The following is a 20,859-nucleotide window of genomic DNA, read 5'->3' as shown; positions in this document are numbered from 1 at the left end:
TCTGAACGCCGTAGGCGGTCGTCCACACCGGCACCGACCGCCCCCGTTGTCCACAGCCGCAGACCTGCTCGCACGATGTTGTCGGACCCCTGTCCTACCGTCGAGCCGAAGACCACACCCGTCCCGAGGGGGAACCCCGAATGCCTCAGGCCCCGGATCGCGACAAGGCGCTCGAACTCGCCCTGGCGCAGATCGACAAGCAGTTCGGCAAGGGCTCGGTGATGCGGCTGGGCGAGGAGGGTCGCGCGCCGATCAGCGTCATCCCCACCGGCTCGATCGCCCTGGACGTCGCGCTCGGCGTCGGCGGTCTGCCGCGTGGCCGCGTCGTCGAGATCTACGGCCCGGAGTCCTCCGGGAAGACGACCGTCACCCTGCACGCCGTCGCCCAGGCGCAGGCGCAGGGCGGCGTCGCGGCGTTCATCGACGCCGAGCACGCGCTCGACCCGGAGTACGCCAAGGCGCTCGGCGTCGACACCGACGCCCTGCTGGTCGCCCAGCCGGACACCGGCGAGCAGGCGCTCGAGATCATGGACATGCTGATCCGCTCGAACGCGCTCGACATCATCGTCGTCGACTCGGTGGCCGCGCTCGTGCCCCGCGCCGAGATCGAGGGCGACATGGGCGACAGCCACGTCGGCCTCCAGGCCCGGCTCATGAGCCAGGCGCTGCGCAAGATCACCGGTGCGCTGAACCACTCCGGCACCACGGCGATCTTCATCAACCAACTGCGCGAGAAGGTCGGCGTCATGTTCGGCTCGCCGGAGACCACCACCGGTGGCCGCGCGCTGAAGTTCTACTCGTCGGTGCGCCTGGACATCCGCCGGATCGAGACGCTGAAGGACGGCACCGACGCGGTCGGCAACCGGACGCGCGTCAAGGTCGTGAAGAACAAGGTCGCGCCGCCGTTCAAGCAGGCCGAGTTCGACATGATCTACGGCCACGGCATCTCGAAGGAGGGCTCGCTGATCGACGTCGGCGTCGAGCAGGGCTTCGTCCGCAAGTCGGGCGCCTGGTACACCTACGACGGCGACCAGCTCGGCCAGGGCAAGGAGAACGCCCGCAAGTTCCTGCGGGAGAACCCGGACGTCGCCGGCGAGATCGAGAAGCGCATCAAGGAGAAGCTCGGCATCGGGCCGAAGCTCGACGCCGAGGTGGCCGAGCCGGCGCCCGCCCCGGTCGACTTCTGATGGCGGGGTTCGGGCGACGCCCGCGGCGCCCGGCCCGGGAGGCGCCGGAGCTCGAGGGTCCCGCCGATCCGGCGGCCGACCCCGAATCGGTCGCCCGGACCATCTGTCTGAACCTGCTCAGCGTCCGGGCCCGCACCCGCGCCGAGCTGGCCACCGAGCTGACGCGCCGCGAGGTCGACGACGAGGTCGCCGCCACGGTGCTCGACCGGCTGGAGGAGGTCCGCCTCCTCGACGACTCCGCGTTCGCCGAGCAGTGGGTCGACTCGCGGCACCGCCACCGGGGCCTCGGGAAGCGGGCGCTGTCCCAGGAACTGCGCCACAAGGGCGTCGAGACCGAGGTCGCCAACGCGGCCCTCGACGAGCTCGACCCCGAGGCCGAGCGCTCGAAGGCTGCCGAGCTGGTCCGCAAGCGGCTGCCCTCGCTCGACCGCGTCGAGCCCCCCGTGGCCGCGCGCCGGCTGGTCGGGATGCTGGCCCGCAAGGGCTACGGCGCGGGGCTGGCCTACGAGGTCGTGAAGACCGAGATGGCCGCCCGGGGCGCCGAGATCGAGGCGGAGACCGACCTCGAGGGCGACGACGAGGTGGCCGCGGGCCGGCGGTAGCGCCCGTCCCTCCGGAATCAGCCGGTCGTGACCGGGATCACGCACAACATCACCTGTGACCCGGACGACAACCGGGAATGACACGTCGTAGTGTGCTGCGCACCACACGGTGCGACGCCGTGCGCAGCGACGGCCACGAGCGGTCACCACCACGACCGCGCCGACGGCAGCGCGCGCGTCGCGCGAGCTCCGTCGACGAGGACCGGTGCCAGTGACCACCACAGCGCACGACCCCGGAGCGCCTTCGGCCGACAACCCCGGCCGGGCGGACATCCGGGCGAGAACCCTCCGCCGCGACCGCTGGTGGCTGGCCCCGCTGGTGAACGCCCTCGGGCTGGCCACGTTCGTCGTCTACGCGACGATCCGGTCGTTCTGGGGATCGGCGTACTACGTGCCCCAGTACCACTACCTCTCGCCGTTCTACTCGCCGTGCTTCTCGGCGAGCTGCGTGCCGGGGTCGAGCCACTTCGGGACGTTCCTGCCGGAGTTCCCGCCGTGGATCCCGCTCGCGCTGCTGTCGCTGCCGTTCCTGCTCGGCTTCCGGCTGACCTGCTACTACTACCGGAAGTCCTACTACCGGGCGTTCTGGATGTCGCCGCCCGCCTGCGCCGTCTCCGAGCCGCACGGGAAGTACACCGGAGAGACCCGGTTCCCGTTGATCCTGCAGAACGCGCACCGCTACTTCTTCTACTTCGCGTTCCTGATCTCGCTGATCAACACCTACGACATGGTGGTGGCGTTCCGGAGCGACGCCCCCGACGGCACCGAACGGTTCGGGATCGGGCTCGGCAACCTCATCCTGCTGGTCAACGTGATCGGGCTGTGGCTCTACACGCTGTCCTGCCACTCCTGCCGGCACATCACCGGCGGGCGGCTCAAGCACTTCTCGAAGCACCCGGTGCGCTACAAGGTCTGGACCGGGGTCTCGGCGCTGAACACGCGGCACATGCTGTTCGCCTGGATCACCATCGGGACGCTGATCCTCACCGACCTCTACATCATGCTCGTCGCGAGCGGCACCATCTCCGACCTGAGGATCGTGAACTGATGGCCGACACCGCAGCCGGGAACGACACGACCGTCGTCCACCACACCTACGACGTCCTCGTCATCGGCGCCGGTGGCGCCGGTCTGCGCGCGGCGATCGAGGCGCGGATGCGGGGCAAGCGGGTCGCGATCCTGTCGAAGTCGCTGTTCGGCAAGGCGCACACGGTCATGGCCGAGGGCGGGATCGCCGCGTCGATGGGGAACGCGAACCCCCGCGACAACTGGGAGGTCCACTACCGCGACACGATGCGCGGCGGGAAGTTCCTCAACAACTGGCGCATGGCGGAGCTGCACGCCAAGGAGGCCCCGCAGCGGGTCTGGGAGCTCGAGACCTACGGCGCGCTGTTCGACCGCACGCCCGAGGGCAAGATCAGCCAGCGCAACTTCGGCGGCCACCAGTTCCCCCGCCTCGCGCACGTCGGCGACCGCACCGGGCTGGAGCTCATCCGCACGCTGCAGCAGAAGATCGTCTCGCTGCAGCAGGAGGACCACGCCCGGACCGGCGACTACGAGTCCGACCTCAAGGTCTTCCACGAGTTCACCGTCACCGAGCTGTTCAAGGACGGCGACCGGATCGCCGGCGCCTTCGGCTACCGGCGGCCGACGGGGGAGTACCTCTGCTTCCACGCCCCCGCGGTGGTCCTCGCGACCGGTGGCATCGGCAAGTCGTTCAAGGTCACCAGCAACTCCTGGGAGTACACCGGCGACGGCCACGCCCTCGCGCTCCGGGCCGGCGCGCGGCTGATCAACATGGAGTTCGTGCAGTTCCACCCCACGGGGATGGTCTGGCCGCCCAGCGTCAAGGGCATCCTCGTGACCGAGTCGGTCCGGGGGGACGGCGGTGTCCTCAAGAACTCCGAGGGCGAGCGGTTCATGTTCCGCTACATCCCCGACGTGTTCCGCGAGCAGTACGCCACCAGCGAGGACGAGGGCGACCGCTGGTACGAGGACGCCGACAACAACCGGCGTCCCCCGGAGCTGCTGCCGCGCGACGAGGTGGCCCGGGCGATCAACAACGAGGTCAAGGAGGGTCGCGGGTCACCCGCCGGCGGGGTCTACCTCGACATCGCGAGCCGCCGCACCACGGAGTTCATCCGCAAGCGCCTGCCGTCGATGTACCACCAGTTCAAGGAGCTGGCCGACGTCGACATCACCGCCGAGCCGATGGAGGTCGGCCCGACCTGCCACTACGTGATGGGCGGCGTCGAGGTCGACCCCGACACCGCAGGCACCGTCGTGCCCGGGCTCTTCGCGGCCGGCGAGGTCGCGGGCGGGATGCACGGCTCGAACCGGCTCGGCGGGAACTCGCTGTCCGACCTGCTGGTGTTCGGCTGCCGGGCCGGCGCCGGGGCGGCCGACTACCTCGACGGCCTCGGCACCGCACCCGCCGTCGCCGACCACGCGGTCGACGCGGCGCTGGCCGAGGCCGAGAAGCCGTTCTCGGTCCGCGGCGAGGAGAACGCCTACACGCTGCACCAGGAGCTGCAGCAGACGATGAACGACCTCGTCGGCATCATCCGGCGGGCCGACGAGATGGAGATGGCGCTCAAGCGGCTCGCCGAGCTGCGCGACCGCATCCCGCGCGTCGGGGTCTCCGGGGGCCGCGCCTACAACCCGGGCTGGCACCTGGCGATGGACCTGCGCAACATGCTCATGGTCAGCCAGTGCATCGCCATGGCGGCCCTGGAGCGCCAGGAGAGCCGCGGCGGCCACACGCGCGACGACTACCCGGCGATGGACGAGAACTGGCGACGCGAGCTGCTGAACTGCTCGCTCGCCGAGGGTCCCGACGGCCCGGAGGTGCAGCTGGAGCACCAGCCGCAGCCGGCGATGCGGTCCGACCTGTTCGACCTCTTCGAGCTCGACGAGCTGAAGAAGTACTACACCGGCGACGAGCTCGGCGGGCACCGCGCCGACCAGGGGATGTGAGCCATGGGCTACCGGGCGAAGTTCGAGGTCTGGCGCGGCGACTCCTCCGGCGAGGGGGCGCTGCAGCCCTACGAGGTGGACGTCAACGAGGGCGAGGTCGTCCTCGACATCGTGCACCGGCTGCAGGCCACCCAGGCGGGCGACCTCGCGGTGCGCTGGAACTGCAAGGCCGGCAAGTGCGGCAGCTGCTCGGCCGAGATCAACGGCCGGCCGCGCCTGATGTGCATGACGCGCATGTCGACCTTCGACGAGCACGAGACCGTGACGATCACGCCGTTGCGGACCTTCCCGGTGATCCGGGACCTCGTCACCGACGTCGACTTCAACTACGTCAAGGCGCGCGAGATCCCGTCGTTCGCGCCGCCGGAGGACCTGGCGCCGGGCGAGTACCGGATGGACCAGCTCGACGTCGAGCGGCCGCAGGAGTTCCGCAAGTGCATCGAGTGCTACCTGTGCCAGAACACCTGCCACGCGGTGCGTGACCACGAGGAGAACAAGGAGCAGTTCGCCGGCCCGCGCTACCTGATGCGGGTCTCCGAGCTCGACATGCATCCCCTCGACGTGCGCGACCGCAAGGACGCGGCGCAGGAGGACCACGGCCTCGGCTACTGCAACATCACCAAGTGCTGCACCGAGGTCTGCCCCGAGCACATCAAGATCACCGACAACGCGCTCATCCCGATGAAGGAACGCGTCGTCGACACGAAGTACGACCCGCTGGTCTGGCTCGGGCGCAAGATCTTCAAGCGGGAGGACCTCGAGGCGAAGACGGCCACGGGCAGGCGCTCCCTCGACGACGCCGGACCGGACAACGGCTCGCCGCTGCCGGCGGACTCGATCGGCCCGGCCGGGACGTAGTCCTTCCCGACGGCGGGTGCACCGCACCCGCCGTCGGGATGCCGGGATCGCGCCCGGTCGGCGGGGGACGGACCGACGACGGTGGAGGCACGATCCGCAGGTGAGCATCGATCCGACACCGCCCCGTGGTCCGGACGGTCGGCTGCTGTGGTCGCGGTCGTCGGAGCTGACCGGCTTCGAGGCCCTGATGTGGCGCGTCGAGGCGGACCCGCGGATGCGCTCGACGGTGCTCATCGTCGAGACCCTCGACGTGGCGCCCGACTGGGACCGGCTGGTCGCGGCGACCGAGTGGGCGTCACGGGTGGTCCCGCGGTTGCGGGAACGGATCGTCACGCCGTTCCTCGGGGCGGGCACCCCCTACTGGTCGCTCGACCCCGACTTCGACCTGCACTACCACCTGCGGCGCCTGCGGCTGCACGACGGCGCCGGCCACACCGACCTGCTCGCGGCGGCCGAACAGGTGGCGATGACCCCGCTCGACCCGGCCCGGCCGCTGTGGGAGGCGAGCCTCGTGACCGGCCTGCCCGACGACGGGGCGGCGCTGCTGTTCAAGCTCAGCCACGTCCTCTCCGACGGGATGGGCCTCGCCCAGCTGCTCGCGGGGCTGCACTCCCGCACCCGGGAGCCCACGCCGGACAAGCCCCAACCGCCCGCCCCCCTGCCGGAGCCGGGCGGGCTCGGGCGGGACCTCGTCCGGCAGGTCACCACCGACCTCGCCCTGGCCGGCGGCGCGGTGCGGAGCCTCCTGGGAGCGACGGTGACGCGGCCTGACCGGGCGGTCCGGGACGCCGTCGGCTACGTCGCCTCGGCCGCCCGGGTCCTCTCGCCCCCGCCGGCACCACCGCTGCCGGTCCTGGCCCGCCGGAGCCCGGCCTGGCGGTTCCGGACCCTCGACGTGCCGTTCGCGGACCTCCACGCCGCCGGGAGGGCGGGCGGCGGCTCGGTCAACAGCGCCTACATCGCGGCGCTGCTCGGGGCCTTCCGCCGCTACAGCGCCCGCTGCGGCGACCCGGTGCCGCCCGACCGGCTCATGCCCGTGACGCTGCCGGTGTCGGTCCGGCGCGAGTCCGACGAGCCCGGCGGCAACCGCTTCGCGCCGGCCCGGCTCTCGGCGCCCGTCGGGATCGTCGACCCCGCCACCCGCATCGCCGACGTGCACCGGCGGGTGCGGGCCGCCCAGGCCGAGCCCGCGCTGGAGAGCGTGGAGCTCGTGACGCCGCTGCTGGCGCGCCTGCCCGGCGCCCTGGTCGCCCGGTTCGGCGGCGGCTCCACCGGCGGGAACGACCTGCAGGCCAGCAGCGTCCCCGGGCTGCGCGAGGACGTGTACCTCGCGGGCGCCAGGATCGTGCGGAGCTACCCGTTCGCCCCGCTGCCCGGGTGCGCGGCGATGATCGCGATGCTGACCCACGGTGACACGTGCTGCGTCGCCGCGAACCTCGACGCCGCGGCGATCACCGACCTCGACGGCTTCGGCCAGGACCTCGACGACGGGTTCGCCGAGGTCCTGGCCGTCTCCGGGTGAGAGCTGCGTGAGGTCAGACCGCGCCGTCGGCGGGTACGGCGGGCGCGGGTGAGGTCCGACGGGTGCGCCGCTCCAGGTAGTTCGCGAGCGCGGTGAGCAGCAGGCACAGCGTGATGTAGACGATCGCCACCACGATCGCCACCGGCAGCAGCGGCCGGCCCAGCTGGCCGGACGACCCGAGCACGCGGGCCTGGTAGAGCAGCTCGGGGTAGAGGATGAGGAACCCGAGTGCGGAGTCCTTGAGCAGCACCACGAGCTGGCTGACGATCGTCGGCAGCATCGACCGGACCGCCTGCGGCAGCAGGACGAACCGCATCACCGCGGACTTCCGCATGCCGAGCGCGTACGCCGCCTCGGACTGTCCCCGCGGCACCGCCTGCACGCCGGACCGGAAGATCTCGGCGAGCACGGACCCGTTGTAGAGCGTGAGTGCCAGGACGACGGCGGTGAACGTCGAGACCGTGATCCCGGCCGACGGCATGCCGAAGTAGAAGATGAACATCAGCACGACGAGCGGGACGGCACGGAAGAACTCGACGACACCGGTCGAGATCCCCCGCACCCACGCGTGGTCGGAGAGCCGGCCGAGCGCGAACACCGCGCCGAACGCCAGCGCCAGCACGGCCCCGACCGCGAAGGCCCGCAGCGTGTTGAGCAGCCCCTCGAGCAGGGCGAGCTGGATGTTCTCGTAGAGGATCCACTCCCAGACCCGGCCCTCGAACTGCCCGGTGGCGACCAGCCGGACGATCACGAAGGCCAGCAGGGCGGCGACCACGATCACGGCGACGACGCCGAGGGCCCCGTTGCGGGCGCGCGCCTTCGGGCCGGGGACGTCGTAGAGCACGGCGGTGGGAGCACTCATCGGGCACCTGCCTTGACCGCACCGCCCGAGGAGGCCGACCAGCGGCGTTCCAGCGAGCGCTGCAGCAACGTCAGAGGGGTGATCAGGATGACGAAGCCCAGCGCGACCCAGAGCAGCCCGACCAGCGTCGAGTAGCCGCGCTCGGAGAGCACCTGGTAGATGCCGCCGGCCTCGACCACGGAGAAGCCTGCGGCCACCGTCGTGTTCTTGAGCAGCGCGATCTGCACGCTGGTCAGCGGCGGGACGACCGCGCGGATCGCCTGGGGGAGCACGATCAGGGTCAGCGACTGGCCGAACCCGAGACCCAGGGCGCGGGCCGCCTCGGCCTGCCCCGGCGGCACGGTGGTGATGCCGGCGCGGACCGTCTCGCACACGAACGCCGCGGTGTAGAGCGACAGCGCGACGACGGCGAGGGTGAAGAAGCTCAGGTCGGCGATCTCGAGCAGCGGGAAGCCGAACGCGAAGAAGAAGAACACCAGCGTCAGCGGCGTGTTGCGCAGCAGCGTCACGTAGCCGGTCGCGGCGACCCGCATCGCGGGCACCGGGCTGACGCGCATGGCGGCGAGCACGGTGCCGAGGACCAGCGAGGCGATCGCGGCCAGGACGAACAGTTCGATCGTGCCGAGGAAGCGGGTGCCGAACTCACCGAGGTTGTCGAACAGGACGTTCATGGGTGGCCTCCACGAGGACGGGGCCCGGCGGACCGGGCCCCGTCGTCATGCGTCAGTACCGCTGGATGGCGGGCGGGGTGGCCGGCGTGCCCGACTTGCCCAGCGTCGCGTCGTAGATGCGCTGCCAGGTGCCGTCGGTCTCGGCCTGCTGGATCAGGTCGTTGACCTTGTTCCGGAAGGCGACGTCGTCGCGCGGGACGCCCACGCCGTAGGGCTCCTCGGAGAAGACCTGGCCGACCACCTTGAGCTGCTGCGGGTCCTGGGCGGCGAAGCCCTTGAGGATCGCGTCGTCGGTGGTCACGGCGTCGACCTGGCGCGCGATCAGCTGGTTCACGCACTGCGAGTAGGTCTGGAACTCGACCACGTTCTCGGGCTGGGTCAGGTTCTGCTGCCGCACCCGCTGGATCGGGGTGGAGCCGGTGACCGAGCAGACCTTCTTGCCCATGAGGGTCTGCGGGCCGGTGATCGAGGAGTCGTCGGCGCGGACCAGCAGGTCCTGCCCGGCCTGGTAGTACGGCCCGGCGAAGCCGACGCGCTGCTTGCGGTTGTCGTTGATCGTGTAGGTGCCGACGTAGTAGTCGACGTCGCCGCGCGAGATGGCGTCCTCACGGGCGGCGGACGGGACGACGACGTAGTCGATGCGGTCGGGGGAGACCCCGAGGCCCGCCGCGATCATGCGGCCCATCTCGATGTCGAAGCCGGTGTACTGCCCGTTGGTCGGGTCCTGCACGCCGAGGCCGGGCTGGTCGTTCTTCACGCCCATCTTGATGCGGCCGGCCTGCTGGATCTTCGCGACGGTGGCCGAGCCCGGCACCTGCACGTTCTGGGCCACCGGGAAGCTGAGCTGCTCGCTCTGAGCGGCTCCGGGACCACCCTCGCGGCCGCAGCCGGCGAGGACGAAGGCGGCGATGGCCACCAGGATGACGCCGACGCGTCTCATGCGAGTTCTCCTTAGTGGGTGAGGATCTTGCCGAGGAAGTCGCGCGCCCGGTCCGAGGAGGGGCGCGCGAAGAACGCGTCGGGGGTGGAGTCCTCGACGATCTCGCCGTCGGCCATGAACACGACGCGGTGCGCCGCACGGCGGGCGAAGCCCATCTCGTGGGTGACCACGACCATCGTCATGCCGTCGCGGGCGAGGTCGGACATCACCTCGACGACCTCGCCGACCATCTCCGGGTCGAGCGCCGAGGTGGGCTCGTCGAAGAGCATGACCTTCGGGTCCATCGCGAGCGCCCGGGCGATCGCGACGCGCTGCTGCTGACCGCCGGAGAGCTGGGCGGGGTACTTCGAGGCCTGGTTCGCGATGCCGACCCGGTCGAGCAGGGTCTTCGCCCGGTTCTCGGCCTCGCCCTTCGACACCTTGCGCACCTTCGTCGGCGCGAGGGTGACGTTCTCCAGGATCGTCTTGTGGGCGAACAGGTTGAACTGCTGGAACACCATGCCCACGTCGCTGCGGAGCGCCGCGAGGTCACGGCCCTCCGCCGGCAGCTCCTTGCCGTCGATCTCGACGACGCCACCGTCGATCGGCTCGAGCCGGTTGATCGCCCGGCACAGGGTCGACTTGCCGGAACCGGACGGCCCCAGCACGACGACGACCTCGCCGGGCGCGATCTCGAGATCGATCTCGCGCAACACGTGGAGGTCACCGAAGTGTTTGTTCACCCCGGCGAGACGCACCATCGGTGTCATCAGTGGTCCTCCTCACATCGACCCGATGGCGGAGAACCCTGCCGGGGGATGGACGAGGTGCCCAGGTCTCTTGGGGAAGACTTAGGGTTGTCTTGACATGACCGGAACGGGGTGACGATGCGGATCCTGTTGGTGGAGGACGACGACCGCGTCGCCGCGGCGCTCCGCACGGCACTCGCCCGTCAGCAGATCGAGGTCACCCGGCTCGCCGGCGGCCGCGACGTCGTCGCCCATCTCCCGGGCACCGACGTGGTCCTGCTCGACCTCGGCCTGCCCGACGTCGACGGCATCGACGTCTGCCGCCGCATCCGCGAGGCGGGGGACACCCCGGTGATCGTCGTGAGTGCCCGCGGCGAGGTCGAGGACCGCATCCTCGGCCTGCACTCCGGCGCCGACGACTACCTCGTCAAGCCCTACGACGCCGGGGAACTGCTCGCCCGCATCCACACGGTGCTCCGGCGGCGCCGGCCCGGACCGGCCGACGACGTCGTCGACCTCGGCGCGGGCCTCGTCGTCGACCTCGCCCGGCGCGAGGTCCGCGACGGTGCCGACCCCGTCGCCCTGAGTCGCAAGGAGTTCGCGGTGCTCGCCCAGGTCGCCCGCGCGGACGGCGCGGTGTGCACCCGCGAGCGCATCGTGGCCGAGGTCTGGGGCCGGACCTGGCCCGGGGCCAACCGCACGCTCGACGTCCACGTGGCGACGCTGCGGACCAAGCTGGGGCGGCCCGACGTCGTCGCGACCGTGCGCGGGGTGGGCTACCGGCTGACGCGGCGCTGACGTGCGGAACCGCCTGCTCGTCGTCGTGTCGGTGCTGGTCGTGGCGGTGGTGCTCGGCCTCGGCGTGCCGCTCGCGATGGCGGCCGCGGCCACGTCGACCGCGGAGATGTTCACCGACCGGCTGGGCGACACCACCCGCTTCGCGGCCCTGGCGCAGCGGCCCGTGACCGACTCCGACACCACCGCGCTGGCCGCCGAGCTGACCCGCTACGACCAGCTCTACGACGCCCCCGCCGCCGTCCTCGACCGGCAGGGCGAGCTGCTCGTCGCGTCCCGCCCGTCCGTCGTCGCGAGCATCGCGCAGGCCGACGACGAGGCGCGGATCGCCCTGGCCCTCGCCGGTCGCCGGTCACCGACCCACACCACGATCTGGCCCTGGGACGGCCGGCCGATGCTCCTCGCGGAGCCGGTCCTGGTGGGCGGGGAGGTGCGCGGCGCGGCGGTGACGATCTCGCCGACCGCCGAGGCACGCGCCTCGGTGCTGGTCGTGTGGGGCGTGCTCGCGCTCGCCGGTGCCGTGGCGCTCGTGATCGCGGCCCTCGCGGCGCTCCCGCTGGTCCGCTGGATCCTCTCGCCGGTCGAGGATCTCGACGTCGGGACCGCGAAGGTGGCGGCGGCGGTGCGTGCGGGGCGGCCCGCCGAGCCGATCGGCGGCGACCACGGCCCACCCGAGCTGCGCCGGCTCACCCGCGACTTCGACGCGATGGCCGCGACCGTGACGGCGACCCTGGAGGCGCAACGCTCCTTCGTGGCCGACGCCGGGCACCAGCTCCGCAACCCGCTGACGGCGCTGCGGCTGCGCCTCGCGACGCACGCGGAGGACCTCGCCGACGCGCCGGTACCCCCGGAGATCCGCGACGGCCCGGGCGCCGCGCTCGAGGAGATCGACCGCCTCACCGCGGTCCTCGACGCCCTGCTCGCCCTCGCGCGCACCGAGGGCCGGGTGGTGCCGCCGGTCGAGGTCGGCCTCGACCGGGTCCTCGACGAGCGGGTCGGGACCTGGTCGGTGCTCGCCGAGTTCGAGGGCCTGGAGCTGCACCGCGCCGGGGCGCGGGGCCTCGTCGTCCACTCCGACCCGGTCACGGTCGCGACCGTGCTCGACGCGGTCCTCGACAACGCGGTCAAGTACGCACCGAAGGGCTCGACGGTCGAGCTGACCACCGCGCGGGTCGAGGGCACGGTGGAGGTCTCGGTCCGCGACCACGGCCCCGGCCTGCGGCCCGAGGAGCTCGAGCGGGCGACGGAGCGCTTCTGGCGGAAGGCGCCGGTCCCCGACGGCGGGTCCGGCCTCGGCCTGGCGATCGCGGCCCGGGGCGCCGAGCGCGCCGGCGCGGCACTCTCGCTGGAACTCCCGGACGACGGTGGCCTGCGGGTGGTCCTGCGCTGGCGGTCGGTGGCGCTCAGTACGGCTTGAGCGCGCGGAACGCCGCGGCCGCCCCGGCGTGCAGCGCCACCGGCTGCGTGCCGATCGCGGTGCGCGGGTCGACGCTGCGCCCCGCCGGGTCGGCGGCGACGAGCGCGTCGACCCGGTCGAGCAGCACGCGGGTGAGGCCGCGGGCGGTGGTGTCGGCCATCGCGGCGGTGACGAGCAGGACGTTCCGCACGGCCACCGTCGTGACCGGGTCCGCGATGCCGTACGTCCGGGCCGGCACGGTCGTCACGTCGTACACGGGGTAGGCCCGGCGCAGTGCGTCGACCTCGGCCGTGAGGTCCAGCAGCCGCAGCGGCACCGACCGCGCCAGGTCCTCCACCCCCGCCGTCGGGACCCCGCCGGACCAGAAGAACGCGTCGATGCGGCCCTCGCGCAGCGCGGCGACCGACTCGCCGAGACCCAGCTGGACCGCGGCGAGCCCGGTCTCGGGGAAGAGGCCCACCGTGGCGAGCAGCCGCGGTGCGATGACCAGCACCCCGGAGTTCGGTGCGCCCACGGACACCCGGCGGCCGCGCAGGTCGGCGAGGGTGCGGATCGGGGAGTCGGCCGGGACGACCACGTGGATCGCGTCGTCGTGCATGCGGGCGAGGGCCTGCAGCGGCCGGTCCGGGCGGGCGCCGTCGACCGCGCCGTCCGCGGCCACGTCCAGCGCGCAGAACGCGACGTCGGCGAGGCCCGCCGCGAGCATCCCGACGTTGTCCACCGACCCCTGGCTGTCGAGCAGCGACGTCGTCGCGCCGAGATCGGAGCGCCACACGTCGACGAGCGCCGCGCCGAGCCGGTGGTAGACGCCCGCCGGGTTGCCGCTCGCGAGGGCGACCGGCACCCCCGCCCCATCGTGCGCGCAGGCCAGACCGGGGACACCGACGCCGAGGGCGAGTGCCCCGGCGCCCAGCAGCACCGTCCGCCGACCGACCACGGGGACATCCTCCCAGTCGACGGGCCTACCCTGGACACCGATGAGCGGCGCCAGGACCTTCGCCATCCGCACCCACGGATGCCAGATGAACGTGCACGACTCCGAGCGCCTGGCCGGCGTCCTCGTCGAGGCGGGCTGGGAACCGGCCCCCGAGGACCAGGCCGTCGAGGACGCCGACCTCGTCGTGTTCAACACGTGTGCGGTGCGGGAGAACGCCGACAACAAGCTCTACGGGCAGCTCGGTCGCCTCGCGCCGGTCAAGGCCGCGCGGCCCGACCAGCAGATCGCCGTGGGCGGCTGCCTCGCCCAGAAGGACCGGAGCACCGTCACGGCGAAGGCCCCGTGGGTCGACGTCGTGTTCGGCACGCACAACGTCGGGTCCCTGCCGGCGCTGCTGGAGCGCGCCCGGCACAACGGCGAGGCGCAGGTGGAGATCCTCGAGTCGCTCGAGACGTTCCCCTCGCACCTGCCCGCCCGCCGCGACTCCGCCTACTCGGGCTGGGTGTCGATCTCGGTCGGCTGCAACAACACGTGCACCTTCTGCATCGTCCCGTCGCTGCGCGGCAAGGAGGTCGACCGGCGCCCGGGGGAGATCCTGGGCGAGGTCGAGGCGCTGGTCGCCGACGGCGTCCTCGAGGTCACCCTGCTCGGGCAGAACGTCAACGCCTACGGCGTCGACTTCTCCGACCGGGCCACCGGGCGGACCGCGTTCGCCGACCTGCTGCGGGCCTGCGGTGACGTCGAGGGTCTGGAGCGGGTCCGCTTCACCAGCCCGCACCCGCGGGACTTCACCTCCGACGTCATCACCGCGATGGCCGAGACCCCGAACGTCTGCCCGCAGCTGCACATGCCGCTGCAGTCCGGCTCGGACCGCGTGCTGAAGGCCATGCGCCGCTCGTACCGGGCGCGGCGCTACCTCGACATCGTCGCCGAGGTCCGCGAGGCCATGCCGGACGCGGCGCTGACCACCGACATCATCGTCGGGTTCCCGGGCGAGACCGAGGCCGACTTCGCCGAGACCCTGCGCGTGGTCGAGGAGTCCCGCTTCTCCCAGGCGTTCACCTTCCAGTACTCGCCGCGCCCGGGGACCCCGGCCGCGACGCTGCCCGACCAGGTGCCGAAGGCCGTCGTCCAGGACCGGTACGAGCGGCTGGTCGCGCTGCAGGAGGAGATGTCGCTCGCGGGGAACCGCGCGCAGGTCGGCCGGGAGCTGGAGCTGCTCGTGGCCACCGGCGAGGGCCGCAAGGACGCGGCGACCCGGCGGATGTCCGGCCGGGCGCGCGACGGGCGGCTGGTGCACTTCACGCCGACCGGTGTGCCGGGGCCGATCCGGCCGGGCGACGTGGTCACCGTCCGCGCCACCTACGGCGCCCCGCACCACGTCGTCGCCGACGGTGACGTCCTCGGGCACCGGCGGACCCGTGCCGGGGACGCGCACGAGGCGGGGACGCGGCCGACCACGCCAAGGGTCGGGTTGGGGCTGCCCGCCATGGGTAAGCCGCAGGAACAGCCGGTCGAGACCGGATGCACCGTGGGGAGTACCGGGTGAACCCGTTCGACAGCGAGACGACCACCGAGCGGGAGCCGGCGCGCCCGTCGATCTCCCGGGAGGTCGACTTCGGGCCGAAGGTGCTCGTCGTCGCGATCGCGATCTTCGTCCTGCTGGTCGCGGCGATCCTGCGCTGGACCGCCGCGGGCGCGAGCGGATGGCAGGTCGTGTCCGGGGACCCGGGCGTCACGGCCCTGCCGCGGCTGTTCTCGATCCTCGCGCTCGTCTTCGGGGTCGGCCTGTCGGTCGCCTCGGTGATGACGCGCCGCTGGGTCCTCGTCTTCGTGACGGCGGCCGGCTGCGCCGTCACCTCGGTCACCGGGGTCTGGGCCGTGTGGTCGCAGAACACCGTCCCGGGGGGCGGCCCCGGGATCGGTCTCGTCCTGGCGCTCCTCGCGATGGTGGTGCTGACCGGCCGGTGGGCGGGATGGGCGTTCTCGCGGGTCTGAGCTACAGCTCCAGGGTCGACCCCATCACCACGGTTCGTGCCACCGGCAGCTTGAACGACCCGGCGGGTGAGGCCGCGTTGTGCGCCAGCCCCACGAACAGCCGTTTGCGCCACGTCGGCAGTCCCGGCGCGTCGCCACGCTCGATCATCAGCCGCGAGATGTAGTACATCGCGGAATCCGGGTCGGCACCCTCGAGCTCGGGAGCGAGCTCGACGGCCTGGCGCAGGACGTCGGGCACGTTCTGCCGGTCCTGGAACCCGAAGCGGGCGCGGACGTGGACCACGCCGTCGTGGGAGTGCTCGAGGTCGTCGACGGTGACCCGCTCCTCGCGGGGGACGTGCGGCACGTCCACCGACACCAGCGAGACGATCACCACGCGCTCGTGCAGCACGTGGTTGAACTCGACGTTCGCCCGCAGGGCCAGGGGAGCGGTCTCGTTGGTGGGGTGCGGGAAGACCGCCATGCCGGGGACGCGCGTGACGCCGTCGAGCCCGTCGAGGAAGTCGGGGAGCGACCCCTCCAGCGAGGTGCGTCGCTGGGTGATGACGCGGCGTCCGCTCTGCCAGGTGGTCATCGTGATCACGACGACGACCGCGACGAGCAGCGGCAACCAGCCGCCGGACTCGATCTTGATGACGTTCGCGCCGAAGTAGAGCAGCTCGACCACGCCGAACAGCACGCCCAGGCCGATCACCCGCCACCACGCCCACTGCCAGGTGTGCCGGGCGTGCAGGAGGAACAGTGTGGTGGAGATCAGCAGCGTGCCGGTGACGGCGAGTCCGTAGGCCGTCGCGAGGCTCGACGACGAGCGGAAGGTCGCGACGAGGATCAGCACCCCGCCGAAGAGCAGCCAGTTCACCGCCGGGACGTAGATCTGGCCGCTCTCCCGCGCGGAGGTGTGCCGCACGGTGAGCCGCGGCAGATAGCCCAGACGCATGGCCTGCAGCGACACCGAGTAGGCCCCGGAGATCACGGCCTGGGAGGCGATGACCGTGGCCGCGGTGGCGAGCACGATGAGCGGGATGCGGGCCCAGCCGGGCGCGAGCAGGTAGAAGGGGCTCGAGATCGTCGACGGGTCGTGCAGCACGAGCGCGCCCTGGCCGAGGTAGTTGACGATCAGCGCCGGGAAGACGGCGGAGAACCACGCCATCCGGATCGGGCGGCGGCCGAAGTGGCCCATGTCGGCGTAGAGCGCCTCCGCGCCGGTGATCGACAGGACGACCGCGCCCATGGCGATGAACGCGGTGTAGGGGTGGTCGGCGATGAAGGTGACGATGTAGGTGGGGGAGAGGCCGGCCAGGACGTCCGGGTGCTCGATGATGTGCGGCAGCCCGAGGACGGCAAGCACGACGAACCAGACCGCCATGACCGGCCCGAACAGGCGCCCCACCCGCTCGGTGCCACCGCGCTGCACCACGAAGAGTGCCGCGAGGATCACCGCGCCGATCGGCAGGACGGCCTCGGCCAGCTCGGGACGCACCACCTCGACGCCCTCCACGGCGGAGAGCACCGAGATCGCGGGGGTGATGAGCGAGTCGCCGTAGAACAGGGCCGCCCCGAGCACGCCGAGGCCGATCGCGAACGTCGCCGCCCGCCCCGTCAGCGCGCTGCGCACGAGCGCGGCGAGCGCCATCACACCGCCCTCGCCGTCGTTGTCGGCGCGCAGCATGAACACGACGTACTTGATCGTCACGACGATCAGCACGGACCAGAAGATCAGCGAGATGACGCCGTAGACGTCGCCCTCCGTGGGGCTGACCGCCCCGTTGTCGATCGAGAACACCGTCTGCATCGCGTAGAGCGGGCTCGTGCCGATGTCGCCGAAGACCACCCCGAGGGCCCCGAGGGCCAGACCGGCCGCGCCCTTGCGTCCGCGGGCCGCCGGGTGGTCCATGCCGGTGGAGCGCCCACGCGGGGTGGCGACGCTCTCAACCTGAGTCATGGTCGACAGTGTGCTCCGCCCGGGTGTGCACGGCGGATCGACCTGCCCGATCGGGTTGACGGATTGTTGAACAATCCTTACGTTCCCCGCATGGCAGCGGACGAGGCCCGGCCCACCGTCGACGTGAAACGGACACTGGCCGTCGCCGGGGCGATGTTCCTCATGGCGATGTCCGCGGCCGGGCCCGGGTTCATCTCCCAGACCGGCACGTTCACCGCGCAGTACGGCGCGAGTTTCGCGGCGGCCATCGTGGCGAGCGTCCTCATCGACGTCGCGATCCAGCTCAACGTCTGGCGGATCGTCGGGCTGTCCGGGATGCGGGCCCAGGATCTCGCGAACCAGGTCGTGCCGTACTCCGGCCACGTGCTGGCGTTCCTGGTCGTCGTCGGCGGCCTCGTGTTCGGCATCGGCAACATCAGCGCCGCGGGACTGGGCCTCCACGACACGTTCGGCCTGGACGTCCGGCTCGGGGCGGTCCTCAGCGCCGTCCTCGCGATCGTGATCTTCAACTACAAGGCGCTCGAGGGGACGATCGACCGGGCGGTGCTGGTGCTCGGCGTGCTCAAGATCGGTCTGATCGCCGTCGTCGCGGTGGTGACCGCACCGCCGGTCGGCGAGGCCGCGCTGCGCACCGTGGCTCCGGTCGGCCTGGACTTCCTGCCGGTCCTCACCCTCATCGGCGGCACGGTCGGCGGCTACATCACCTACGCCGGCGCCCACCGGCTCATCGAGTCCGGCACCACCGGGCCGGAGAACCTGCGCACCATCAGCCGCGGGTCGGTCAACGGCATCCTCGTCACCGGCGTGCTGCGCATCCTGCTGTTCCTCGGGATCCTCGGGGCCGTCGCGGGGGGCGCGCAGCTCTCGAAGGCGGACCCCGCCGGGTCGGCCTTCGAGTTCGCCCTCGGCCCCGTCGGGCTGCAGCTGTTCGGCGTGGTGCTGTGGACCGCCGGCATGACCTCCACCATCGGCGCCTCGTTCACCTCGGCGACCTTCCTGCGCACGCTCTCGGGCGTGGTCGACCGGCGGTTCAACCTCACCATCTCGGCCTTCATCACGGTCTGCACCGTCGCGTTCCTGCTGCTCGGCCAGACCCCGTCGGCGCTGCTCGTGTTCGCCGGCGCCTTCAACGGCCTCATCCTGCCCTTCGGGCTCGGCCTGCTCCTCTGGGTCGGCTGGCGGCGCCGCGACCTGCTCGCCGGGCTGCGTCAGCCCGTCTGGCTGCTGGCGATCGGCACGGCCGCGTTCGTGTTCACCGTCGTTGCGAGCGTGCAGTCGCTCGCGAAACTGCCGACGATCTTCCAGTGACGCGCACCCTCCGTCCCTGCGGGGACACCGGCCTGCTCGTGGAGCTCGACGCGCTCGACGACGTCCTCGCCCTGCACGCGGACCTGGCCGCGGACCCGCCGTCGGGAACCGTCGACCTCGTGCCGGCCGCGCGCACGGTGCTCATCCGGGTCGGCAGCGGGGTCGACCTCGCCGCGGTGGCGGCCGACGTCCGCGCCCGGGAGCCGGAGCCCGTCGTCGCCCGAGAGGGGTCCGACGTCGTCGAGATCGCCGTGACCTACGACGGCGAGGACCTCGACGACGTCGCCGGGCACACCGGGCTGACGACCGAGGAGGTCGTCGCGGCCCACACCGACCAGACGTGGACGGTGGCGTTCGCCGGCTTCACCCCCGGGTTCGGCTACCTCGTCGGCGTCGACGACCGGCTCCACGTCCCGCGTCGGGAGTCCTCGCGCACCCGCGTCCCGGCCGGGGCGGTCGGACTCGCGGGGGAGTTCAGCGGCGTCTACCCGCGGGAGTCGCCGGGCGGCTGGCAGCTGATCGGCCGCACCGACCACGTGCTCTGGGACCTCGACCGGGACCCGCCCGCCGTGCTCCGCCCCGGCACCCGCGTCCGGTTCGTGCGCTCGTGATCATCGTCCGCGCCACCGGGCCGCACACCACCGTGCAGGACGTCCGCGGCCGTCCGGGCCACGCCGATCTGGGCGTCGGGGTGTCCGGCGCCGCCGACCGCCGCGCCCTGGCCCTCGCCAACCGCCTCGTCGGCAACGACGCGGAGGCCGCCGGCCTCGAGATCACCCTCGGGGGCTTCGCCGCGGACTTCCCGACGTCGGGGGTGGTCGCCCTGGCGGGCGCCCCCGCGCCGCTCACGATCGACGGCCGCGCGGGGGACCTGCACCGACCCGTCGTCGTGCCGGCGGGGGCGGAGCTGCGGCTCGGGACCCCGCCGACCGGCCTGCGGACCTACCTCGCCGTGCGCGGCGGCATCGCGGTGGAACGGGTGCTGGGCAGCCGGTCCACCGATGTCATCGCCGGCCTCGGACCCGCCGTCGTGGGCGAGGGCGACGAGCTGCCGGTCGGTCCGGCGCCGGGCGCGCCCGTGCCCGCCGTCGACCTCGCGCCGCCGCCGCGGGCGGACGGGGTGCTGCGGGTGGTCCTCGGACCGCGGGACGACTGGTTCGCCGATCCCGGGCTCTTCCTGCGCAGCGTCTGGACCGTCACCGACGACCTGAACCGGGTCGGGTTCCGTCTCGAGGGCCCGGAACTCGGGCGCTCGGAGACCTTCGCCGAGGTCGAGCTGCCCAGCGAGGGCGTGATCCGGGGGAGCGTGCAGGTGCCGCCGTCGGGACGGCCGACGGTGTTCCTCGCCGACCATCCCGTCACCGGGGGCTACCCGGTGATCGGGGTCGTCCTGGACGCCGACACCGATGTCGCGGGGCAGCTCCGCCCGGGGGAGCAGGTGCGGTTCCGGCGGGTCTAGCGGTAGGCGAGCGCGCTCGCCGCCGTCGCCAGCTCCGCGACGTGGGCCGCGACCCGCTGCGGGGGGTGCAGCGGCAGCACGACGTGGCTGACGGTGAGCCGCGTGACCGTCTCGGCGACCGGGGAGAGCACGCGCGGGTCGAGGTCGGGGTGGTGGCCGCCGAGGGTCGCCACGAGCCGGTCCCGTGCGCGGATGATCACCGGGCCGCCGTCGCTGGTCAGCAGGGGCAGGAACTCGTCGCTGCTCGTGCCGACGAGGACCGCGGTGAGCAGCGGGTCGGACGCGGCGGTCTCCAGCGTGTGGAGCACCGCCGCCTCCCACTGGTCGTGGAGCGATTCCCGGGCCGCGATCGCGGCGTCGATGCCGGCGAGGAAGCGGTCGAGCAGGCGGTGGACCAGCGCCTCGGCCACGCCGTGCTTGTCGCCGAAGGCGTTGTAGACCGTCTGGCGGCTCACGCCCGCCCGGGTGGCCACGGTGCGGACCTGCAGCCCGTCCCAGCCGTGGGCGATGACCTCCTCGGCGGCGATGTCCAGCACCGCGTCGCGCAGCAGCTGTCGGGCGGAGTCGCGGGGACGGGGCACCTCGGCAGAGTACTGGACAGCGCGCTGCTCGGTGTTTGACACATCGTCGCTTTGTGTCCATCATTCGAGTCGTCGC

The 20,859-nt window shown here is 72.4% G+C and carries 20 protein-coding genes; 13 read left to right on the top strand and 7 right to left on the bottom strand.

The features are described from left to right. Window positions 1-140: 140 nt before the first annotated feature. The 6 genes from recA (at window position 141) to BJ983_RS12220 (ending at window position 7,145) form a co-directional block, all read left to right on the top strand. Window positions 141-1,187: a recombinase RecA gene (gene recA, locus BJ983_RS12245; RefSeq protein ID WP_179794036.1), complete on the top strand. Its 1,047-nt coding sequence runs from the start codon at window positions 141-143 to the stop codon at window positions 1,185-1,187. After that, complete coding sequence (locus BJ983_RS12240; RefSeq protein WP_179794035.1) at window positions 1,187-1,789, top strand: regulatory protein RecX; 603 nt, start codon at window positions 1,187-1,189, stop codon at window positions 1,787-1,789. The genes recA and BJ983_RS12240 overlap by 1 nt, the downstream gene beginning before the upstream one ends. Before the next feature lie 211 nt (window positions 1,790-2,000). Next, window positions 2,001-2,837, top strand: coding sequence for a hypothetical protein (locus BJ983_RS12235; protein WP_179794034.1), 837 nt, complete (start codon window positions 2,001-2,003; stop codon window positions 2,835-2,837). Beyond that, the gene (locus BJ983_RS12230; RefSeq protein WP_179794033.1) at window positions 2,837-4,765 is read left to right on the top strand and encodes a fumarate reductase/succinate dehydrogenase flavoprotein subunit; all 1,929 of its coding nucleotides are present in this window, start codon (window positions 2,837-2,839) and stop codon (window positions 4,763-4,765) included. The genes BJ983_RS12235 and BJ983_RS12230 overlap by 1 nt, the downstream gene beginning before the upstream one ends. Before the next feature lie 3 nt (window positions 4,766-4,768). Beyond that, window positions 4,769-5,623 carry a succinate dehydrogenase/fumarate reductase iron-sulfur subunit gene (locus tag BJ983_RS12225; protein ID WP_179794032.1) on the top strand — a complete coding sequence of 285 codons (855 nt, stop codon included), beginning with the start codon at window positions 4,769-4,771 and terminating at the stop codon, window positions 5,621-5,623. 100 nt (window positions 5,624-5,723) lie between these two features. Then, the gene (locus tag BJ983_RS12220) at window positions 5,724-7,145 is read left to right on the top strand and encodes a wax ester/triacylglycerol synthase domain-containing protein (RefSeq protein WP_179794031.1); all 1,422 of its coding nucleotides are present in this window, start codon (window positions 5,724-5,726) and stop codon (window positions 7,143-7,145) included. A 13-nt stretch (window positions 7,146-7,158) separates the two neighbouring features. On the opposite strand, the gene BJ983_RS12215 is transcribed toward BJ983_RS12220, so the two are convergent. From BJ983_RS12215 to BJ983_RS12200, 4 genes are read right to left on the bottom strand one after another with little or no spacing between them, the layout of a single operon-like run. Continuing rightward, the gene (locus BJ983_RS12215) at window positions 7,159-8,007 is read right to left on the bottom strand and encodes an amino acid ABC transporter permease (protein ID WP_179794030.1); all 849 of its coding nucleotides are present in this window, start codon (window positions 8,005-8,007) and stop codon (window positions 7,159-7,161) included. Beyond that, entirely contained in the window at window positions 8,004-8,678 is a 675-nt protein-coding gene (locus tag BJ983_RS12210; protein WP_179794029.1) for an amino acid ABC transporter permease, read from the bottom strand. The genes BJ983_RS12215 and BJ983_RS12210 overlap by 4 nt, the downstream gene beginning before the upstream one ends. A gap of 52 nt (window positions 8,679-8,730) precedes the next feature. After that, window positions 8,731-9,618: a glutamate ABC transporter substrate-binding protein gene (locus BJ983_RS12205; protein ID WP_179794028.1), complete on the bottom strand. Its 888-nt coding sequence runs from the start codon at window positions 9,616-9,618 to the stop codon at window positions 8,731-8,733. An 11-nt stretch (window positions 9,619-9,629) separates the two neighbouring features. After that, window positions 9,630-10,358: an amino acid ABC transporter ATP-binding protein gene (locus BJ983_RS12200; protein ID WP_179797734.1), complete on the bottom strand. Its 729-nt coding sequence runs from the start codon at window positions 10,356-10,358 to the stop codon at window positions 9,630-9,632. Between the two features lie 126 nt (window positions 10,359-10,484). Here BJ983_RS12200 and BJ983_RS12195 point away from each other — a divergent pair, with 126 nt between their 5' ends. Both BJ983_RS12195 and BJ983_RS12190 read left to right on the top strand, forming a co-directional pair. Continuing rightward, the gene (locus tag BJ983_RS12195; protein ID WP_179794027.1) at window positions 10,485-11,144 is read left to right on the top strand and encodes a response regulator transcription factor; all 660 of its coding nucleotides are present in this window, start codon (window positions 10,485-10,487) and stop codon (window positions 11,142-11,144) included. A 1-nt stretch (window position 11,145) separates the two neighbouring features. After that, a complete protein-coding gene (locus tag BJ983_RS12190; protein WP_179794026.1) occupies window positions 11,146-12,558 on the top strand; it encodes an ATP-binding protein in 1,413 nt (470 codons plus the stop codon). On the opposite strand, the gene BJ983_RS12185 is transcribed toward BJ983_RS12190, so the two are convergent. Next, window positions 12,545-13,495 carry a TAXI family TRAP transporter solute-binding subunit gene (locus BJ983_RS12185; RefSeq protein ID WP_179794025.1) on the bottom strand — a complete coding sequence of 317 codons (951 nt, stop codon included), beginning with the start codon at window positions 13,493-13,495 and terminating at the stop codon, window positions 12,545-12,547. The two genes, BJ983_RS12190 and BJ983_RS12185, sit on opposite strands and share 14 nt — an antisense overlap. Window positions 13,496-13,535: 40 nt before the next feature. On the opposite strand from BJ983_RS12185, the gene miaB reads away from it, so the two are divergent. Together miaB and BJ983_RS12175 are read left to right on the top strand one after the other, a co-directional pair. Next, a complete protein-coding gene (gene miaB, locus BJ983_RS12180; RefSeq protein ID WP_179794024.1) occupies window positions 13,536-15,044 on the top strand; it encodes a tRNA (N6-isopentenyl adenosine(37)-C2)-methylthiotransferase MiaB in 1,509 nt (502 codons plus the stop codon). Then, complete coding sequence (locus BJ983_RS12175; protein ID WP_179794023.1) at window positions 15,041-15,493, top strand: Rv2732c family membrane protein; 453 nt, start codon at window positions 15,041-15,043, stop codon at window positions 15,491-15,493. Before miaB ends, BJ983_RS12175 begins: the two co-directional genes overlap by 4 nt. 1 nt (window position 15,494) lies before the next feature. On the opposite strand, the gene BJ983_RS12170 is transcribed toward BJ983_RS12175, so the two are convergent. Further along, window positions 15,495-17,435 (bottom strand): potassium transporter Kup, encoded by a 1,941-nt coding sequence (locus BJ983_RS12170; RefSeq protein ID WP_179794022.1) that lies wholly within the window; start codon window positions 17,433-17,435, stop codon window positions 15,495-15,497. 90 nt (window positions 17,436-17,525) lie between these two features. Between BJ983_RS12170 and BJ983_RS12165 the strand changes: the two genes are divergently transcribed. From BJ983_RS12165 to BJ983_RS12155, 3 genes are read left to right on the top strand one after another with little or no spacing between them, the layout of a single operon-like run. Beyond that, window positions 17,526-18,743: an NRAMP family divalent metal transporter gene (locus BJ983_RS12165; protein WP_179794021.1), complete on the top strand. Its 1,218-nt coding sequence runs from the start codon at window positions 17,526-17,528 to the stop codon at window positions 18,741-18,743. Further along, window positions 18,740-19,354 carry a carboxyltransferase domain-containing protein gene (locus BJ983_RS12160; RefSeq protein ID WP_179794020.1) on the top strand — a complete coding sequence of 205 codons (615 nt, stop codon included), beginning with the start codon at window positions 18,740-18,742 and terminating at the stop codon, window positions 19,352-19,354. Before BJ983_RS12165 ends, BJ983_RS12160 begins: the two co-directional genes overlap by 4 nt. Further along, entirely contained in the window at window positions 19,351-20,202 is an 852-nt protein-coding gene (locus tag BJ983_RS12155) for a 5-oxoprolinase/urea amidolyase family protein (protein WP_179794019.1), read from the top strand. Before BJ983_RS12160 ends, BJ983_RS12155 begins: the two co-directional genes overlap by 4 nt. Here BJ983_RS12155 and BJ983_RS12150 read toward each other — a convergent pair. Then, window positions 20,199-20,783 (bottom strand): TetR family transcriptional regulator, encoded by a 585-nt coding sequence (locus BJ983_RS12150; protein ID WP_179794018.1) that lies wholly within the window; start codon window positions 20,781-20,783, stop codon window positions 20,199-20,201. The two genes, BJ983_RS12155 and BJ983_RS12150, sit on opposite strands and share 4 nt — an antisense overlap. Between the last annotated feature and the right edge of the window lie 76 nt (window positions 20,784-20,859).

This window comes from Actinomycetospora corticicola, from assembly GCF_013409505.1.
In the GTDB taxonomy this organism is placed as follows: Bacteria; Actinomycetota; Actinomycetes; order Mycobacteriales; family Pseudonocardiaceae; genus Actinomycetospora; species Actinomycetospora corticicola.
The sequence above is the reverse complement of the archived record's forward strand: the minus strand, read 5'-3'. Positions and strand labels throughout refer to the sequence as shown.

Bases quoted from the DNA above. Each gene is read 5' to 3' on its own strand.
- BJ983_RS12195 (WP_179794027.1), top strand. From the start codon at position 10,485: ATGCGGATCCTGTTGGTGGAGGACGACGACCGCGTCGCCGCGGCGCTC.
- BJ983_RS12230 (WP_179794033.1), top strand. From the start codon at position 2,837: ATGGCCGACACCGCAGCCGGGAACGACACGACCGTCGTCCACCACACC.
- recA (WP_179794036.1), top strand. From the start codon at position 141: ATGCCTCAGGCCCCGGATCGCGACAAGGCGCTCGAACTCGCCCTGGCG.
- BJ983_RS12210 (WP_179794029.1), bottom strand. From the start codon at position 8,678: ATGAACGTCCTGTTCGACAACCTCGGTGAGTTCGGCACCCGCTTCCTC.
- BJ983_RS12165 (WP_179794021.1), top strand. From the start codon at position 17,526: ATGGCAGCGGACGAGGCCCGGCCCACCGTCGACGTGAAACGGACACTG.
- BJ983_RS12215 (WP_179794030.1), bottom strand. From the start codon at position 8,007: ATGAGTGCTCCCACCGCCGTGCTCTACGACGTCCCCGGCCCGAAGGCG.
- miaB (WP_179794024.1), top strand. From the start codon at position 13,536: ATGAGCGGCGCCAGGACCTTCGCCATCCGCACCCACGGATGCCAGATG.
- BJ983_RS12170 (WP_179794022.1), bottom strand. From the start codon at position 17,435: ATGACTCAGGTTGAGAGCGTCGCCACCCCGCGTGGGCGCTCCACCGGC.
- BJ983_RS12225 (WP_179794032.1), top strand. From the start codon at position 4,769: ATGGGCTACCGGGCGAAGTTCGAGGTCTGGCGCGGCGACTCCTCCGGC.
- BJ983_RS12200 (WP_179797734.1), bottom strand. From the start codon at position 10,358: ATGGTGCGTCTCGCCGGGGTGAACAAACACTTCGGTGACCTCCACGTG.
- BJ983_RS12205 (WP_179794028.1), bottom strand. From the start codon at position 9,618: ATGAGACGCGTCGGCGTCATCCTGGTGGCCATCGCCGCCTTCGTCCTC.
- BJ983_RS12240 (WP_179794035.1), top strand. From the start codon at position 1,187: ATGGCGGGGTTCGGGCGACGCCCGCGGCGCCCGGCCCGGGAGGCGCCG.